This is a genomic window from Enterobacter sp. NFIX59, from assembly GCF_900113755.1.
GTDB classification, from domain to species: Bacteria; Pseudomonadota; Gammaproteobacteria; order Enterobacterales; family Enterobacteriaceae; genus Enterobacter; species Enterobacter pseudoroggenkampii.
In genome coordinates this window covers 99,906-117,200 of sequence record NZ_FOQN01000007.1, presented here as the reverse complement: position 1 = coordinate 117,200, position 17,295 = coordinate 99,906, and the positions used below count along the sequence as shown (strand labels likewise).

At 57.8% G+C, this 17,295-nt stretch carries 14 protein-coding genes; 8 read left to right on the top strand and 6 right to left on the bottom strand.

The annotated features are described in order from the left end of the window. Positions 1–33: 33 nt before the first annotated feature. Both envZ and ompR read right to left on the bottom strand, forming a co-directional pair. Positions 34–1,380, bottom strand: coding sequence for a two-component system sensor histidine kinase EnvZ (envZ, locus tag BM007_RS20040; RefSeq protein ID WP_008503047.1), 1,347 nt, complete (start codon positions 1,378–1,380; stop codon positions 34–36). Further along, on the bottom strand, positions 1,377–2,096 hold the full coding sequence (ompR, locus tag BM007_RS20035) for an osmolarity response regulator transcription factor OmpR (protein WP_001157751.1): 720 nt from the start codon (positions 2,094–2,096) through the stop codon (positions 1,377–1,379). The genes envZ and ompR overlap by 4 nt, the downstream gene beginning before the upstream one ends. A 228-nt stretch (positions 2,097–2,324) precedes the next feature. Between ompR and greB the strand changes: the two genes are divergently transcribed. From greB to feoC, 5 genes are all read left to right on the top strand, one after another. After that, positions 2,325–2,798, top strand: a complete 474-nt coding sequence (gene greB / locus BM007_RS20030; protein ID WP_033146820.1) for a transcription elongation factor GreB — start codon at positions 2,325–2,327, stop codon at positions 2,796–2,798. A gap of 86 nt (positions 2,799–2,884) precedes the next feature. After that, positions 2,885–5,215: a Tex family protein gene (locus tag BM007_RS20025; RefSeq protein ID WP_090420609.1), complete on the top strand. Its 2,331-nt coding sequence runs from the start codon at positions 2,885–2,887 to the stop codon at positions 5,213–5,215. 284 nt (positions 5,216–5,499) lie between these two features. After that, complete coding sequence (feoA, locus tag BM007_RS20020; RefSeq protein WP_008503050.1) at positions 5,500–5,727, top strand: ferrous iron transporter A; 228 nt, start codon at positions 5,500–5,502, stop codon at positions 5,725–5,727. Between the two features lie 29 nt (positions 5,728–5,756). Beyond that, complete coding sequence (feoB, locus tag BM007_RS20015; protein ID WP_090420606.1) at positions 5,757–8,075, top strand: Fe(2+) transporter permease subunit FeoB; 2,319 nt, start codon at positions 5,757–5,759, stop codon at positions 8,073–8,075. A 12-nt stretch (positions 8,076–8,087) separates the two neighbouring features. Then, a complete protein-coding gene (feoC, locus tag BM007_RS20010) occupies positions 8,088–8,324 on the top strand; it encodes a [Fe-S]-dependent transcriptional repressor FeoC (RefSeq protein ID WP_090420604.1) in 237 nt (78 codons plus the stop codon). A gap of 33 nt (positions 8,325–8,357) precedes the next feature. Here the strand turns inward: feoC and BM007_RS20005 are convergent, their stop codons facing one another. Together BM007_RS20005 and bioH are read right to left on the bottom strand one after the other, a co-directional pair. Then, entirely contained in the window at positions 8,358–8,627 is a 270-nt protein-coding gene (locus BM007_RS20005) for a YdgH/BhsA/McbA-like domain containing protein (RefSeq protein ID WP_024907905.1), read from the bottom strand. A gap of 111 nt (positions 8,628–8,738) precedes the next feature. After that, positions 8,739–9,512: a pimeloyl-ACP methyl ester esterase BioH gene (gene bioH, locus BM007_RS20000; protein WP_090420601.1), complete on the bottom strand. Its 774-nt coding sequence runs from the start codon at positions 9,510–9,512 to the stop codon at positions 8,739–8,741. A 36-nt stretch (positions 9,513–9,548) separates the two neighbouring features. Here bioH and gntX point away from each other — a divergent pair, with 36 nt between their 5' ends. From gntX to gntT, 3 genes are all read left to right on the top strand, one after another. Beyond that, positions 9,549–10,232, top strand: a complete 684-nt coding sequence (gene gntX / locus BM007_RS19995) for a DNA utilization protein GntX (RefSeq protein WP_024907903.1) — start codon at positions 9,549–9,551, stop codon at positions 10,230–10,232. 61 nt (positions 10,233–10,293) lie between these two features. Then, positions 10,294–10,869, top strand: a complete 576-nt coding sequence (nfuA, locus tag BM007_RS19990; RefSeq protein WP_003861601.1) for a Fe-S biogenesis protein NfuA — start codon at positions 10,294–10,296, stop codon at positions 10,867–10,869. 315 nt (positions 10,870–11,184) lie between these two features. Continuing rightward, entirely contained in the window at positions 11,185–12,501 is a 1,317-nt protein-coding gene (gene gntT / locus BM007_RS19985; protein WP_024907902.1) for a gluconate transporter, read from the top strand. 110 nt (positions 12,502–12,611) lie between these two features. Here the strand turns inward: gntT and malQ are convergent, their stop codons facing one another. Next, the gene (gene malQ, locus BM007_RS19980) at positions 12,612–14,690 is read right to left on the bottom strand and encodes a 4-alpha-glucanotransferase (protein ID WP_090420598.1); all 2,079 of its coding nucleotides are present in this window, start codon (positions 14,688–14,690) and stop codon (positions 12,612–12,614) included. Between the two features lie 9 nt (positions 14,691–14,699). After that, positions 14,700–17,093 carry a maltodextrin phosphorylase gene (malP, locus tag BM007_RS19975; protein WP_090420595.1) on the bottom strand — a complete coding sequence of 798 codons (2,394 nt, stop codon included), beginning with the start codon at positions 17,091–17,093 and terminating at the stop codon, positions 14,700–14,702. Between the last annotated feature and the right edge of the window lie 202 nt (positions 17,094–17,295).

The window sequence follows — 17,295 nt, the reverse complement described above, 5'->3', positions numbered from 1 at the left end:
CTACAAAAAAGGGTGGCGAATGCCACCCTTTTTTTAACTCTCTTTCACCTGCCCCCGCGTGACCGGTACCGGCAACCAGGCGCGAATGCTCAACCCACCCCGCTCACTGGTGCCAATCTCCAGCAACCCGTTATGGTTATCCACAATACGCTGCACAATCGCCAGGCCTAAGCCCGTACCGCTGGTGCTGCGCGCGCTGTCACCGCGCACAAACGGCTGGAACAGATGCTTACGCTGCTCGGGCTTGATGCCCGGACCGTCGTCTTCCACCTGGAACCAGGCGCGGTTGAGTTCAGACCCGCTGCTGACTTTGATCCAGCCGTTACCGTAGCGCGCCGCGTTGACCACCATGTTGGCGACCGCACGTTTGATCGAGAGCGGGTGCATACGTACCTGGATCTCGCCCGCCTGAAGGTCGGTATCGATCTCGCGCTCGTAGCCGCTTTCCGCCGCCACCACTTCGCCCAGCACCGCGTTCAGATCCGCCATCTCCATCGGCATCTCCTGACCGGTGCGCAGGTAGTCGATGAACTGCTCGATGATGGCGTTACACTCTTCGATGTCCTTATTGATGGACTCGGCAAGATAACCGTCCTCTTCTCCCATCATTTCCGTCGCCAGACGGATACGCGTCAGGGGGGTGCGCAGGTCATGGCTCACGCCCGCCATCAGCAGCGTACGGTCATCCGCCAGCTGCTTCACGCCTGCCGCCATATGGTTAAACGCGCGCGTCACCGAGCGGACTTCCGAGGCACCATACTCGCGTAGCGGAGGAGGAATAATCCCTTTACCGACCTGCAGCGCAGCGTGCTCCAGGTCGACCAGCGGTCGGTTCTGTATACGGATAAATAGCCACGCGCCGCCTATCGCCAGCAGCATAATCGCCAGGGTGTAGCGGAACAGCGGCGAGAAGTCGCCCTGATGGATTTCGGTCAGCGGGACGCGCACCCAGATATTGGGTGACAGCCAGGTTTTCAGCCAGACGACGGGCGAGCTCTTGTTGACCTCAACGCGCACTTCCGTCGGGCCGCCCAGCTGCTGCGCCATCTGCTGGCTGAGGAATTCATAGTGCTGCGCCCAGCGCAGGCCCGCGTCTTCCGCCGCTTCATTCGAGTAGAGCGAAATGCCCAGTTCACGGTAGATTTCACGGCGAAACGCCGGGGGAACGACGAGCTGCGTGCCGTCCTCCAGCTGCAGTTTATCGGTCATCAGCATACGGACTTCGTAGGCCAGTACCTTATTAAACTGCTGGAGGCTCGGCAGGATCGCAAAGTTCAGCACCACCAGATAGGTCGTCACCAGGCTGACGAACAGCAGGGTGACGATCAGTAACAGGGTGCGGGCAAACGAGCTACGCGGCGAGAAGCGCATTCGCCTCATGCTTTAGAGCCGTCCGGGACGAACACGTAGCCCAGACCCCATACGGTCTGAATATAACGAGGGTGCGCCGGATCTTCTTCCACCATGCGGCGCAGGCGGGAGATCTGCACGTCAATAGAGCGTTCCATTGCGGAGTATTCGCGACCGCGCGCCAGGTTCATCAGCTTGTCACGGGAAAGCGGTTCACGCGGGTGGCTGACCAGCGCTTTCAGGACCGCAAACTCGCCGCTGGTGAGCGGCATTGGCTCGTCTTCACGGAACATCTCGCGCGTACCGAGGTTCAGCTTGAACTTGCCGAAGGCGATGACGGCTTCTTCCTGCGACGGCGCGCCAGGCAGTTCGTTAGCCTGACGGCGAAGGACAGCGCGAATACGCGCCAGCAGTTCACGCGGGTTAAACGGTTTTGGAATATAGTCGTCGGCGCCGATTTCGAGGCCCACGATACGGTCAACTTCTTCGCCCTTCGCCGTCACCATGATGATCGGCATCGGGTTGCTCTGGCTGCGCAGACGGCGGCAGATAGAAAGCCCGTCTTCGCCAGGCAGCATCAGGTCGAGAACCATCAGGTGGAAAGATTCACGGGTCAGCAGACGGTCCATCTGCTCAGCGTTCGCGACGCTACGAACCTGGAAGCCCTGCTCGGTCAGATAACGTTCCAGCAGCGCACGCAGGCGCATGTCGTCATCCACGACCAGAATTTTGTAGTTCTCTTGCATTGTGTGTACTCCCAAAGGTTCGGATAGTCTTTGTAACAGCGTATTCTAAAAAAGTGCACGTATTCGACCAGCTAATTCTGGTATAAATTCTAGTCGAAATTGTTACAAAGCATATTTAACAGCAGCTTATCTGCTCATTTCATCACATAAATCATTATTAATCCTGTCTGTTACACTGTGTGGTACGTATTGTGCGCAAGACAGAAAACCGGTAGCAAAGGCTTTACCATGAAAACGCCCCTGATCACCCGCGAAGGGTATGAGAAGCTCAAAAAAGAGATGGATTACCTCTGGCGCGAAGAGCGTCCTGAGGTGACCAAAAAAGTGACCTGGGCCGCGAGCCTGGGCGATCGCAGCGAAAACGCTGACTACCAGTACAACAAAAAGCGGCTGCGCGAAATTGACCGCCGGGTTCGCTATCTGACGAAGTGCCTCGAGAATCTCAAAATTGTCGATTACTCCCCACAGCAGGAGGGCAAAGTGTTCTTCGGCGCGTGGGTGGAGATTGAAAACGACGACGGCGACATCCTGCGCTTTCGCATTGTCGGCTACGATGAAATTTTTGGTCGTAAGGATTACATCTCCATCGACTCGCCGATGGCTCGCGCGCTGTTGAAAAAGGAAGTGGGCGATCTGGCCGTCGTGCAGACCCCAGCCGGCGAAGCCAGCTGGTACGTCAATGAGATCGTCTACGTAAAATAGTCCGAGAGCGCCCTCCCCGGCTGGCATTTTGCCGTGTCAGCCCGTATAACTATCCCCTGATTTTTGACCCACAAGATGATAAAGCCATGATGAAAGATTCGCTCTGCCGCATTATTGCGGGTGATATTCAGGCCAGAGCCGAACAGGTAGAAGCTGCCGTTCGCCTGCTTGATGAAGGGAACACCGTGCCGTTTATTGCACGCTATCGTAAGGAAGTCACCGGCGGTCTGGATGACACGCAGCTGCGTAACCTGGAGACCCGTCTCGGTTATCTGCGCGAACTGGAAGAACGTCGTCAGGCGATCCTCAAGTCCATCGGCGAACAGGGCAAGCTGACCAGCGAACTGGAAAGCGCCATCAATGGCACCCTGAGCAAAACCGAACTCGAAGACCTCTATCTGCCGTACAAGCCGAAGCGCCGCACGCGCGGACAGATCGCGATTGAAGCGGGTCTTGAGCCGCTGGCCGACCTGCTGTGGAACGAACCGTCCCACGATCCGGATACCGAAGCGGCGAAATTCATCGACGCCGACAAAGGCGTAGCGGACACCAAGGCCGCCCTCGACGGCGCGCGCTATATTCTGATGGAGCGCTTCGCCGAAGACGCCGCCCTGCTCGCCAAAGTGCGTGATTACCTGTGGAAGAATGCCCACATCGTCTCTACCGTCGTCGCGGGTAAAGAGGAAGAAGGCGCGAAATTCCGCGACTACTTCGATCACCACGAACCGATCTCTACCGCCCCTTCCCACCGCGCGCTGGCAATGTTCCGCGGCCGCAACGAAGGCGTGCTGCAACTCTCCCTGAACGCCGACCCGCAGTTTGACGAACCGCCGAAAGAGAGCCACTGCGAGCAGATCATCATCGACCATCTTGGCCTGCGCCTGAACAACGCCCCGGCGGACAGCTGGCGCAAAGGCGTAGTGAGCTGGACCTGGCGCATCAAGGTGCTGATGCACCTCGAAACCGAGCTGATGGGCACCGTGCGCGAGCGCGCCGAAGATGAAGCGATCAACGTCTTCGCCCGTAACCTGCACGACCTGCTGATGGCCGCCCCTGCTGGCCTGCGCGCCACCATGGGTCTCGATCCGGGTCTGCGCACCGGTGTAAAAGTCGCTGTGGTTGACGGCACCGGCAAGCTGGTGGCGACCGATACCATTTATCCGCACACTGGCCAGGCAGCGAAAGCGGCCGTGGTAGTAGCGGCGCTGTGCGAAAAATACAACGTAGAGCTGGTTGCCATCGGCAACGGTACGGCCTCACGTGAGACCGAGCGTTTCTACCTCGACGTGCAGAAGCAGTTCCCGAAAGTGACGGCGCAGAAAGTGATCGTCAGCGAAGCGGGGGCATCCGTCTATTCCGCATCCGAGCTGGCGGCACAGGAGTTCCCGGACCTGGACGTTTCCCTGCGCGGCGCGGTCTCGATCGCTCGCCGCCTGCAGGATCCGCTGGCGGAGCTGGTGAAGATCGACCCGAAATCCATCGGCGTGGGCCAGTATCAGCACGACGTGAGCCAGACTCAGCTGGCACGCAAGCTGGATGCTGTCGTGGAAGACTGCGTTAACGCCGTCGGCGTTGACCTGAACACCGCCTCCGTTCCGCTGCTGACCCGCGTGGCGGGCTTAACCCGCATGATGGCGCAGAACATCGTCGCCTGGCGTGACGAGAACGGCCAGTTCCAGAACCGTCAGCAGTTGCTGAAGGTAAGCCGTCTGGGGCCAAAAGCCTTTGAGCAGTGCGCGGGCTTCCTGCGCATCAACCACGGCGATAACCCGCTGGATGCCTCTACCGTTCACCCGGAAGCGTACCCTGTGGTGGAGCGTATTCTGGCCGCCACCCAGCAAGCGCTGAAAGATCTCATGGGCGACAGCAGCGCTCTGCGCAATCTGAAAGCCGTTGATTTCACCGATGACAAATTTGGTGTCCCAACTGTTACCGACATTATCAAAGAGCTGGAAAAGCCGGGCCGCGATCCGCGTCCTGAGTTCAAAACGGCGACCTTTGCTGACGGCGTGGAAACCATGAACGACCTGCTGCCCGGCATGGTGCTGGAAGGCGCGGTGACCAACGTCACCAACTTTGGCGCGTTTGTGGATATCGGCGTGCATCAGGACGGTCTGGTCCATATCTCCTCCCTTGCCGACAAGTTCGTTGAAGACCCGCACACCGTGGTCAAAGCGGGCGACATCGTGAAGGTCAAAGTGCTGGAAGTGGACCTGCAGCGCAAGCGTATCGCCCTGACCATGCGTCTGGACGAGCAGCCGGGTGACACCAACGCGCGCCGTGGCGGAAACGGCGGTGGCCGCGAGCAGCAGCGTCCAGCCGCGAAAGCGGCAAAACCGCGCGGACGTGATGCCCAGCCTACAGGCAATAGCGCGATGATGGATGCGCTGGCGGCAGCGATGGGTAAGAAACGCTAAACCCTCACCCTAACCCTCTCCCCACAGGGGAGAGGGAATAATAATATCGTGCCGTAATATATGAAACCGATTGCACATCCATATTTAAACCACCAATTATCACCCCGTTAACAAATCCTCTCCTTTTCGTTTTCCAGGCATTTCAGCAAATATTGAGCAAGGTCAAAAAGGCCGTAAATTAATATCGCAAACAACATTCCGTCACAGTTTTAATATTGCTGATAAAAACTATTCTCATTATCATCCCATAGTAGATAATTTAACCTTTCGTGGAATCAGGCGTTATGCAATTCACTCCAGACAGTGCATGGAAGATTACCGGTTTTACCCGCGAAATTAGCCCGGCCTATCGGCAAAAGCTGCTGTCGCTGGGCATGCTGCCCGGCTCGTCCTTTCAGGTCGTACGCGTGGCGCCGCTAGGTGACCCGGTTCATATCGAAACCCGCCGCGTGAATCTGGTGCTGCGTAAGAAAGACCTCGCGTTAATAGAAGTCGAAGCCTTATCCCGATAACAAGCCAGCGGTTTCAGTGAGTCTAAAAAATGAAAAAGTTAACTATTGGCTTAATTGGCAATCCTAATTCCGGCAAGACTACGCTTTTTAACCAGCTGACTGGAGCCCGCCAGCGCGTGGGCAACTGGGCGGGCGTGACGGTTGAGCGTAAAGAGGGCCAGTTCACGACAACGGACAATCAGGTAACGTTGGTCGACCTTCCCGGCACCTACTCCTTAACCACCATTTCGTCGCAAACCTCGCTCGATGAGCAGATTGCCTGCCACTATATTCTTGGCGGCGACGCGGACCTGCTGATCAACGTGGTCGATGCCTCCAATCTCGAGCGTAACCTTTATCTGACGCTGCAGCTGCTGGAGCTGGGGATCCCCTGCATCGTGGCGCTCAACATGCTCGACATTGCGGAGAAACAAAAGCTGCGCATCGACGTCGATGCCCTCTCCGCGCGCCTGGGGTGCCCGGTCGTTCCGCTGGTCTCGACGCGCGCTCGCGGTATTGATGCACTGAAGCTGGCCATTGACCGTCACGCAGGGAATCGTGACATTGAGCTGGTGCATTACGCGCAGCCTCTCCTGCGCGAAGCCAATTTGCTGGCGCAGGAGATGGACAACAGCATGCCTGCGAAACAGCGCCTGTGGCTTGGACTGCAGATGCTGGAAGGGGATATCTACAGCCGCGCTTACGCCGGGCATGCGGCCGATAAGCTGGACGTGACGGTGGCCCGGCTTAGCGACGAGCTGGACGACCCGGCGCTGCACATCGCCGACGCCCGTTACCAGGCCATCGCCTCGATTTGCGACGTGGTCAGTAACGCGCTGACGGCGGAACCCAGCCGCTTTACGGCGGCAGTAGATAAGGTTGTGCTTAACCGCTTCCTCGGTTTGCCGATCTTCCTGCTGGTGATGTACGTGATGTTCCTGCTCGCCATTAACATCGGTGGCGCACTGCAGCCGATTTTTGACGCCGGTTCCGTCGCGGTCTTCGTCCACGGGATCCAGTGGGTGGGTTACACCCTGCACTTCCCGGAATGGCTCACCATCTTCCTCGCGCAGGGGATCGGCGGCGGTATCAACACCGTTCTGCCGCTGGTGCCGCAGATCGGCATGATGTACCTGTTCCTCTCGTTCCTGGAAGATTCCGGCTACATGGCGCGCGCCGCGTTCGTGATGGATCGTCTGATGCAGGCGCTGGGCCTGCCGGGTAAATCCTTCGTCCCGCTGATCGTCGGCTTCGGCTGTAACGTGCCGTCGGTGATGGGCGCACGCACCCTGGATGCGCCGCGTGAACGTCTGATGACCATCATGATGGCGCCGTTTATGTCCTGCGGTGCCCGCCTGGCAATCTTTGCGGTCTTTGCCGCAGCCTTCTTTGGTCAGCAGGGCGCGCTGGCGGTCTTCTCGCTGTATGTACTGGGCATCGTGATGGCGATCCTCACCGGTCTGATGCTGAAGCACACCATCATGCGCGGTGAAGCGTCACCGTTTGTGATGGAGCTGCCGGTGTACCACGTGCCGCATCTGAAAAGCCTGGCGATCCAGACCTGGCAGCGTCTGAAAGGCTTCGTCCTGCGCGCCGGTAAGGTGATTGTCATCGTCAGCATTTTCCTGAGCGCGCTGAACAGCTTCACCCTCAGCGGGCAGGCGGCAGATAACATCAACGACTCTGCCCTCGCTTCCGTCAGCCGCGTCATCACGCCGGTCTTCAAACCGATTGGCGTGCATGAGGATAACTGGCAGGCAACCGTCGGGCTGTTCACCGGTGCGATGGCGAAAGAGGTGGTTGTCGGCACCCTGAACACGCTTTACACCGCTGAGAACATTCAGGAACAGGAATTTAATCCGGCAGAGTTTCATCTCGGTCATGAGCTGCTGGGTGCCGTAGAGGAGACCTGGCAGAGCCTGAAGGACACCTTCAGCCTGAGCGTGCTGGCGAACCCGATTGAAGCGAGCAAAGGCGACGGCGAAATGGCGACGGGTGCCATGGGCGTGATGGGCGAGAAATTTGGCAGCGCGTCCGCGGCCTACAGCTACCTTATCTTTGTACTGCTCTACATTCCGTGCATCTCGGTGATGGGGGCGATTGCCCGCGAGTCCAGCCGCGGCTGGATGGGCTTCTCCATCCTGTGGGGGTTAAACATTGCGTACTCGCTGGCGACGCTGTTTTATCAAACCGTTAACTTCAGCCAGCATCCGCGCTACAGTCTGGTCTGCATTCTCGCGGTTGTGCTGTTTAACGTGGTAGTGCTCGGTCTGCTGCGGCGGGCGCGCAGCCGCGTCGATATCGACCTGCTGGCAAACCGTAAAACCGCCGCGACCTGCTGCAACAGCCCGGCGGGCGACTGCCACTAAGGAGTACACCACATGGCATCGTTGATTCAGGTTCGTGACCTGCTGGCGCTACAGGGGCGGATGGAGGCGAAACAGCTGAGCCTCAGCCTGCATACGCCGCAGCCGATGATCGATGCCATGCTGGAAAGACTGGAAGCCATGGGGAAAGCGGTGCGGATTCAGGAAGAGCCGGACGGTTGTCTGTCCGGCAGCTGTAAACATTGCCCGGAAGGAAAAGCCTGCCTAAGGGAGTGGTGGGCACTGCGCTAGTAAAGCCAGGCATCGCTACCTGGCTTTATCGTATTACTTGTAGACGTCCGCCGTTGCGCGTACGTTCTTCGTGTCTTTGTTTGCACTGGTTACCACGTAGTACGTCCCACCCAGTTCATCCGCTTTCTTCGACAGCTCTCTGCGAGCATCCATCGGCGCGGTAGTATCAGACGTAGAGATCTCACCAACTTTGGTCAGATTCATGCCGGCAACTTTATCTTTTTCCAGCTCTTTTGCCGCAAAGACGCCAAATGAAAGTGACCCAATAACCAGAGAAGTGACAATACCTGTAACAAGTTTCATAACCTGACTCTCCATAGGATTGTTGTTTTGATTATCGTAAGCAGAACAACCGCAACGACATCTGGAGTATGGTTGCGGTGTGTAACTTTTTCCAGGCTGGATAGAAAATAATCAGTCGAAACGTTGACTTAACGCAATGAGCGCTGAACAAAACTCCGCCGGATGAGAGATGAACGGGGCATGTGCAGCTTTGGCAACGATCTGCGATTCGCTGTTCGGCCAAAGTGAATCCAGGAGTGGAACCACTTTGCGCGGCACAATCCCGTCGAGGTAACCATAAATACGCAGGTGCGGCAGCGTCAGGGCGGCCAGCGGCTCGCGCAGATCAACGGTTTTCAGGAGCTCAAGACCGCCATTAAGCACCTCAACCTCCGGCATCGGCAGTGACAGCACGGTCTGCTTCAGCGTGCGGGCATCCTTACGGGCGGTTTCAGTTCCCATCGTCTGCAGGGCGAGGAAGCGCTCTACGGTCCGCTGGAAATCTTCGCTCAGCTGCTGCTGGAATCCCGCCAGTACCTCGGGTTTTATCCCCGGCCACGCGTCCTGCGCGCTAAAACAGGGCGACGACGCCACCGTCACCAGCGCTTGTACGCGGTCTGGTCGCGACAGCGCAATCTGGCTCGCCACCAGCCCGCCCAGGCTCCAGCCCAGCCAGACAGCGTTTTGCGGCGCGGCGTCCAGAACCTGCTGCGCCATCTCATCAAGCGACAACGCGCCATATCCGCGGCTGCGGCCAAAGCCGGGTAAATCTACCAGATGCAGTGTGAAATGCGAGGCGAGTTCCTCACGTATGCAATGCCATATCTCCGCATTCAGGCCCCATCCGTGCAGCAGCACAAGATGGCAATTTCCTGTCCCTACAGTCTGCCACCACAGCGTCTTCATCAGTTACTGTTCTCTTTTTTCACATGGAGGTTGCACATGCTAACAGTACCTGGGTTGTGCTGGCTATGCCGAATGCCGCTGGCGCTCAGCGGGTGGGGCGTCTGCTCCGTCTGTACGCGTTCGCTGGAATGGCGTATCGGGATCTGTCCACAATGTGGTTTACCGGCCACAAATTCCTCTTTGCCCTGCGGCCGCTGCCTGAAGAAATCCCCGCCGTGGAGCGCGCTGGTGGCCGTGGATGATTATGTTCCACCGCTGAGCAGGCTGATTCACGCGCTGAAGTTTTCCGGGCAGAGCTCGCTTGCACCGCCCCTTGCCCGCCTGCTATTGCTGGCGGTTTTGCAGGCACGGCGTCATCGCGCACTGCCGAAAATTGACAGGGTGGTGAATGTCCCCTTATACCGACATCGGCACTGGCGGCGCGGCTATAACCAGAGTGACCTGATCTGCCGTCCCCTCGCACGGTGGCTCGGCTGTCGGTATGATGCCAGCGCGCTGACGCGTGTTCATGCCACCGCCATCCAGCATCAGCTCAGCGCGCGGCTTCGCAAAAGAAACCTCAAAAATGCCTTTCGCCTTGAATTACCGGTCGACGGTCTCCATATCGCTATTGTGGATGATGTCGTCACCACGGGCAGTACCGTTGCTGAACTTTCCCGACTGCTTTTGCGAAGCGGCGCCGCGTCGGTTCAGGTATGGTGTCTGTGCCGTACCTTGTAGCCCTTCTTCAATGGGCGTATGATTATACCCAGGTAATTTAGTCAACTATTAGGCCAAAGCTATGATCCGTATTTCCGATTCTGCACAAGCGCACTTTGCCAAACTGCTGGCAAATCAGGAAGAAGGGACGCAGATCCGCGTGTTTGTGATTAATCCAGGCACTCCGAATGCAGAATGTGGTGTTTCTTATTGTCCTCCGGACGCTGTGGAAGCCACCGACACTGCCCTTAAATTTGAACAGCTCACCGCCTACGTTGATGAGCTGAGCGCACCGTATCTTGAAGATGCGGAGATCGACTTCGTCACCGATCAGCTGGGTTCTCAGCTGACCCTGAAAGCGCCGAACGCGAAAATGCGTAAAGTGTCTGACGATGCCCCGCTAATGGAGCGCGTCGAGTATCTGCTGCAATCCCAGATCAACCCACAGCTGGCGGGCCACGGCGGTCGTGTTTCCCTGATGGAAATCACGGAAGATGGCCTGGCGATCCTGCAGTTTGGCGGCGGTTGTAACGGTTGTTCAATGGTCGATGTCACCCTGAAAGAAGGGATCGAGAAGCAGCTGCTGAACGAGTTCCCGGAACTGAAAGGCGTGCGTGACCTGACCGAACACCAGCGCGGCGAGCACTCCTACTACTGATTCATTGCACGTCTGTTTTGCCCGGTGGCGCTGCGCTTACCGGGCCTACAAAACCCTGCCCCCCTCTTCGTTCCCCTCTATATGTTGACCTGCGTCTCATAATTCACATTTTGCCTGCCAGGGTGATTCTCAATCACGTCATGTTACCCGTATCATTCTCATGGGCACTAAGCACACTCATAACAGCCGACTAAACTTAATGGTTTCCAAGGCATCAGTATTAGTGCCGTTACTTCTCTGTTCCCAGTTGGGACAATCGGAATGTGTCGTTGAAACAATGACGTTACCCATAACAATTCAAAGGCCAGGTAAATCATGCCATTAGTCATCGTTGCTATCGGTGTTGTGTTATTACTGCTCTTGATGATCCGTTTCAAAATGAACGGATTTATCGCTCTGGTTCTGGTGGCACTTGCAGTCGGTCTGATGCAGGGTATGCCGCTGGTTAAAGTTATCAGTTCCATCAAAGCCGGTGTCGGCGGCACGCTCGGCAGCCTGGCGTTGATCATGGGCTTCGGCGCCATGCTCGGTAAAATGCTGGCGGACTGTGGTGGCGCCCAGCGTATTGCTACCACGCTTATCGACAAATTTGGTAAGAAGAATATTCAGTGGGCAGTGGTGTTAACCGGTTTTACCGTCGGTTTCGCGCTGTTCTACGAAGTGGGCTTCGTGCTGATGCTGCCGCTGGTGTTCACCATCGCGGCTGCCGCGAGCATCCCGCTGCTGTATGTTGGCGTGCCGATGGCTGCGGCGCTGTCCGTGACCCACGGCTTCCTGCCGCCGCACCCGGGTCCAACCGCTATCGCGACCATCTTCCACGCGGATATGGGTAAAACCCTGCTGTTCGGTACGATTCTGGCGATCCCGACGGTGATTCTGGCAGGCCCGGTTTATGCCCGCTTCCTGAAGGGCATTGATAAGCCAATCCCGGAAGGTCTGTACAGCGCCAAAACCTTCACCGAAGAAGAGATGCCTGGTTTTGGCGTCAGCGTCTGGACCTCTCTGGTACCGGTGATCCTGATGGCGATGCGCGCCGTGGCAGAGATGATTCTGCCAAAAGGTCATGCGTTCCTGTCCGTTGCAGAATTCCTGGGTGACCCGGTGATGGCAACGCTGATTGCCGTGCTGATCGCGATGTTCACCTTCGGTCTTAATCGCGGCCGTTCAATGGATCAGATCAACGACACGCTGACCTCGTCCATCAAAATCATTGCCATGATGCTCCTGATTATCGGCGGTGGCGGCGCGTTCAAGCAGGTTCTGGTCGACAGCGGCGTGGACAAATACATCGCGGCCATGATGCATGAAACCAACGTGTCGCCGCTCCTGATGGCCTGGTCTATCGCTGCCGTGCTGCGTATTGCCCTGGGCTCTGCGACCGTTGCGGCGATTACCGCAGGCGGTATCGTTGCTCCGCTGATTGCCACCACGGGCGTGAGCCCTGAGCTGATGGTTATCGCCGTCGGTTCCGGTAGCGTGATTTTCTCTCACGTTAACGACCCGGGCTTCTGGCTGTTCAAGGAGTACTTCAACCTGACGATCGGTGAAACCATCAAGTCCTGGTCCGCGCTGGAAACCATTATTTCGGTGTGCGGTCTGGTCGGGGTGCTGCTGCTCAATATGGTGGTCTGATGCCATAAGTCGGGTGGCGGCTTCGCCTTACCCGACCTACTCGATACATGTAGGCCCGGTAAGCGCAGCGCCACCGGGCAATAAAAAACCCGCCACTGGCGGGTTTTTTATCACTTCTTACCGGCTGCTTTTCGCCGCTTATCCAAATCCTTAATCAGCCTGTTCACCCCGTCATCGGCAAACATCTTCTCAAGCGTGGTGGACAACTTGCGACGCCAGTTCTTGTACTGATAGCTGGTGCCCGGAATGTTCACCGGCTCCGCCATATCAATCCAGTCTTCCGGCTGCAGGCCCAGCAGGGCGCTGTTGCTGTCGGCAATATAGCGCTGCAAACCACGGTTGAGGGTCGCGGTCATCGACATCAACGACGCCTTATGCCCGGCGCGTTTCGGAAGACAGCCCTGCTTGTGCAGCGCATCCAGCAGCCCCTGCTTAGAAAGCTCGCGATCCTGATACAGGCCGCGTAACACCTCTTCATCAGGATACAGTCCCAGCGTTTTGCCGAGCGTCAGATCGCCACTTTCCCAATAGCCACGAAGCGTAGGAAGGTCATGCGTCGTCGCGACTGCCATTGACTGTTCAGGGTACGCTTGCGGCGCGCGGAAGGTTTTCTCATGGTCGTTTTCAAAATAGAGCACTTTATAGGAGTAGACGCCGCTGTCGCGGAGCTTGCTGACAATTTCCACCGGCACGGTACCGAGATCTTCACCGATCACCATGCACTGGTGACGCTTACTTTCCAGCGCCAGGATCGACAGCAGATCGTCAACCGGGTACTGCACGTACGCCCCGTGATCCGCCGTTTCACCGTACGGGATCCACCACAGGCGCAGCACGGACATCACGTGGTCAATACGCAGCGCCCCGCAGTTCTGCATGTTAGCGCGCAGCAGGTCGATAAACGGCTCGTAGGCGCGCGCCGCCATGACGTGCGGATCCATCGGCGGCAATCCCCAGTTCTGACCGAGCGGGCCAAGGATATCCGGTGGCGCACCCACGGAGGCTTTCAGACAGTAAAGTTCACGATCGCACCAGGTTTCCGCGCCGCCTTCCGCCACGCCGACGGCCAGGTCACGATAGAGGCCGATCGGCATCTTATAGCCCTGGCTCACCTGCCAGCAGGCGGCAAATTGGCTGTACGCCAGCCACTGCAGCCACAGGTAGAAGTCCACCTCATCGGCATATTTTTTACAGAACGCTTTTACTTCCGGCGTGTCGATGGACTGATACGCTTCAGGCCAGACCGGCCAGCCCCAGCGCATTTCGTCCTCTTTCACCTGATACGCGTGCAGCGCATCAAACGCCGCCTGCCAGTACAGGCTCTCGCCCTCCTGCGTCACAAACTGACGGAACGCGGCCATCTGCTCGTCGTCACGCTGCGAAAAGCCTTTCCACGCCAGACGCAGCGCGGCCATTTTCAGCGCCGTGACGGTGGAATAGTCCACCCAGTCTGCGTCGCGCGCCTGCTTCAGCGCCTGCTGCGTGGTGCTGAGTTTCCACCACGCCTGCGCCTCTTTGCTGTTTTTGAAGTCATCTAAGGCGTTAACGTCGATATAAATCACGTTCAGCCAACGACGGGACGACGGGCTATACGGGCTGGCGCTCTCCGGGTTGGCGGGATAAAGCGCGTGGATCGGGTTGAGGCCGATAAACGCGCCGCCGCGCTCGCCCACGGATGCCAGCATGTTCTTCAGATCGCCAAAATCACCGATGCCCCAGTTGCTGTCGGAACGCAGGGTGTAGAGCTGCACGCAGGCGCCCCACAGCTTTTTGCCTTCAAGCAGCGCCTGCGGCTCGTAGCAGCGTTTTGGCGCGACGATCACCCGGCAGTGGAAACGCCGATCGTCCTGGGTGAGCGTGAGGGTGTGATAGCCCTCCGGCAGCTTCGCCGGAAGGTTTAACGTTTTGCCGCCGGTGGCGTGACCTTTGTGCTGATGCCCCTCTTCGGTGGTCAGCAGCCAGCTAAACTCGCCGCGCCCCTCCACCGCCAGCGGCATCTTTTTGCCTGCGGTGAATACCTTCACGTTCGGCACCGGCGCACCCGACGCTTTCGCGTCGGTTTTGTGCATAGCGTCCAGCAAACGTCTTTTGGTGTCGGCGCCAATAGACTGCGGTTTGCCGTGAGCATTAATGTAACTGAGGCTGATCCCCGCCGCCTGCGCGGCGCTGTCCAGACGTTTACTCTCCATCGCGCTTCCTTAGCGTTTTGCCTGCCAGATACGGGCCTGATAATCACGGATTGAACGGTCAGAGCTGAACATACCGCAGCGGGCGGTGTTCAGGATGCACGCCCGGGTCCACGCCTCCTGATCGCGATAGAGCACGTCGACCTGCTTTTGCGCTTCGACATAGGCCGTGAAGTCCGCCATCACCAGATACGGGTCACCGCCGTGTTTGTCCATGCTGTGCAGCATCTGGTCAAACGCGTGCTTGTCGCCGTCGCTGTATTTACCGCTTTCCAGCTCCTTCAGCACCGCATCAAGCACTTTGTCTTTCTTACGCCATTTCACCGGGTCATAGCCTTTGGCCTTGATGGCTTTCACCTCTTCCACGGTATGGCCGAAGATAAAGATATTCTCTTCCCCCACCTTCTCGGCGATTTCGACGTTGGCCCCGTCGAGCGTGCCGACGGTCAGCGCGCCGTTCAGCGCCAGCTTCATGTTGCCGGTACCGGAGGCTTCTTTCCCTGCGGTTGAGATCTGCTCGGAGATATCTGCCGCCGGGATCAGCATTTCAGCCGCCGAGACGCAGTAATCCGGCAGGAACACCACCTTCAGCTTGTCGCCCACTTTCGGATCGCTGTTGATCGCCGCCGCCACTTTATTGATGGCGAGGATGATGTTTTTCGCCAGATAGTAGCCCGGGGCCGCTTTCGCACCGAACAGGAACACGCGCGGGACGCGATCGGCCTGCGGGTTCTCGCGGATCTCTTTGTACAGCGCCAGAATGTGCAGCAGGTTCAGGTGCTGGCGTTTGTACTCGTGCAGACGCTTGATCTGAATATCGAAAATCGCATTCGGGTTGATCTCAATCCCGGTACGCACTTTCACAAACTCCGCCAGGCGAACCTTGTTCTCCAGCTTGATCGCCCGATACTGCTCGCGGAATGTCGCGTCGTCAGCGTATTTTTCCAGGTTGATGATCTGGTCCAGATCGTTGGCCCACTCTTTCTTCAGGGTCTTGTCCAGCAGGCTCGCCAGCAGCGGGTTGCACTGCTTGATCCAGCGACGCGGCGTGATGCCGTTGGTCACGTTGTGGAATTTGGTTGGCCACAGCTGGTGGTATTCCGGGAAGAGGTCTTTGACCACCAGATCCGAGTGCAGCGCCGCCACGCCGTTCACTGCAAAGCCGCTCACCACGCACATGTTCGCCATACGTACCTGCTTATCGTGAACCACCGCCAGCTTCGCCCAGACCGCCTTGTTGCCCGGCCAGGTCTTGTCCACCAGGGTTTTAAACTGGTCGTTAATCTTGTTGATGATCTGCATGTGGCGCGGCAGCAGCGTTTTCACCAGCTTCTCATCCCAGCACTCCAGCGCTTCTGGCATCAGCGTGTGGTTGGTGTAGGCAAAGGTACGGCTGGTAATGGCCCAGGCGTCGTCCCAGCTCAGCTGATGCTCGTCGATCAGCACGCGCAGCAGTTCCGGGATGGCAATGGTCGGGTGCGTATCGTTGAGCTGAATCACTTCGAAGTCCGGCAGCTGCGCCAGCTTGCGGCCCGCCAGATGATGGCGACGCAGAATGTCCGCCACGGAGCAGGCGCACTGGAAGTACTGCTGCATCAGGCGCAGCTTTTTACCGGCCAGGTGGTTGTCGTTCGGATAGAGGACTTTGGTCAGCTTCTCGGCGTCGATGCCCTGCTGCTCGGCCCGCAGGAAATCGCCGTCGTTGAATTTAGTCAGGTTAAACGGGTGAGCGTGTTTCGCCTGCCACAGACGCAGCGGCTGCGCCACGCCGTTACGGTAGCCAAGCACCGGCAGATCCCAGGCTTCGCCGGTGATGGTGAACGCCGGTTCCCAGAGACCTTGTTTCGTCACTTTCCCGCCAATGCCAACCTGCACGTCAAGCTGCGCGTTATGGCGGAACCACGGATAGGTATTGCGATGCCAGTCGTCCGGCGCTTCCATCTGGTGGCCGTCAGCAAACGACTGACGGAACAGGCCGTACTGGTAGTTCAGACCGTAGCCAATCGCCGACTGGCCGACGGTCGCCATGGAGTCAAGGAAGCAGGCCGCCAGGCGTCCCAGGCCGCCGTTGCCCAGCGCCGGGTCAATCTCTTCTTCCAGCAGGTCGGTCAGGTTAATGTCGTGTTCTTTAAGGACGTCACCGACCTCCTGATACCAGCCGAGGTTCAACAGGTTGTTGCCCGTCAGACGGCCAATCAGGAATTCCATTGAAATGTAGTTTACATGGCGCTGGCCTTTTACCGGTTTTGCCAGGGGTTGAGCATCCAGCTGCTCTGCGAGCGCACCGCTCACTGCCTGCCACCACTGGTGAGGCGTCATTTCGTTTGCAGCATGAAGGCCAAAACGCTGCCACTGACGCGTCAGGGCAGCCTGGAATTGAGCTTTGTTGAAGGTAGGCTGTGACATAGGGGATCGGCATCCTTTAGAAAGAAAACACAAGTTGGCGCTAGTGTGCCTGGCTCATTTCCCCTCTTCCTCCTCCCGTGGGGGATTAGACAGGGAGGAGTAGCGGGGATGAGCAGAAAAGTGTGATCGAGGCCACTCTCAGAGCATAGTTCGAGTGTGCCCGGAAGATAAAAAAGTAACCGAGTATAATGTCAAAGAAATG

Excerpts from the sequence above, each read along its gene's own strand:
- gntT (WP_024907902.1), top strand. The coding sequence starts at position 11,185 with ATGCCATTAGTCATCGTTGCTATCGGTGTTGTGTTATTACTGCTCTTG.
- bioH (WP_090420601.1), bottom strand. The coding sequence starts at position 9,512 with ATGAAGACGCTGTGGTGGCAGACTGTAGGGACAGGAAATTGCCATCTT.
- malQ (WP_090420598.1), bottom strand. The coding sequence starts at position 14,690 with ATGGAGAGTAAACGTCTGGACAGCGCCGCGCAGGCGGCGGGGATCAGC.
- malP (WP_090420595.1), bottom strand. The coding sequence starts at position 17,093 with ATGTCACAGCCTACCTTCAACAAAGCTCAATTCCAGGCTGCCCTGACG.
- greB (WP_033146820.1), top strand. The coding sequence starts at position 2,325 with ATGAAAACGCCCCTGATCACCCGCGAAGGGTATGAGAAGCTCAAAAAA.
- feoA (WP_008503050.1), top strand. The coding sequence starts at position 5,500 with ATGCAATTCACTCCAGACAGTGCATGGAAGATTACCGGTTTTACCCGC.
- nfuA (WP_003861601.1), top strand. The coding sequence starts at position 10,294 with ATGATCCGTATTTCCGATTCTGCACAAGCGCACTTTGCCAAACTGCTG.
- BM007_RS20005 (WP_024907905.1), bottom strand. The coding sequence starts at position 8,627 with ATGAAACTTGTTACAGGTATTGTCACTTCTCTGGTTATTGGGTCACTT.
- BM007_RS20025 (WP_090420609.1), top strand. The coding sequence starts at position 2,885 with ATGATGAAAGATTCGCTCTGCCGCATTATTGCGGGTGATATTCAGGCC.
- feoC (WP_090420604.1), top strand. The coding sequence starts at position 8,088 with ATGGCATCGTTGATTCAGGTTCGTGACCTGCTGGCGCTACAGGGGCGG.
- gntX (WP_024907903.1), top strand. The coding sequence starts at position 9,549 with ATGCTAACAGTACCTGGGTTGTGCTGGCTATGCCGAATGCCGCTGGCG.
- feoB (WP_090420606.1), top strand. The coding sequence starts at position 5,757 with ATGAAAAAGTTAACTATTGGCTTAATTGGCAATCCTAATTCCGGCAAG.
- envZ (WP_008503047.1), bottom strand. The coding sequence starts at position 1,380 with ATGAGGCGAATGCGCTTCTCGCCGCGTAGCTCGTTTGCCCGCACCCTG.
- ompR (WP_001157751.1), bottom strand. The coding sequence starts at position 2,096 with ATGCAAGAGAACTACAAAATTCTGGTCGTGGATGACGACATGCGCCTG.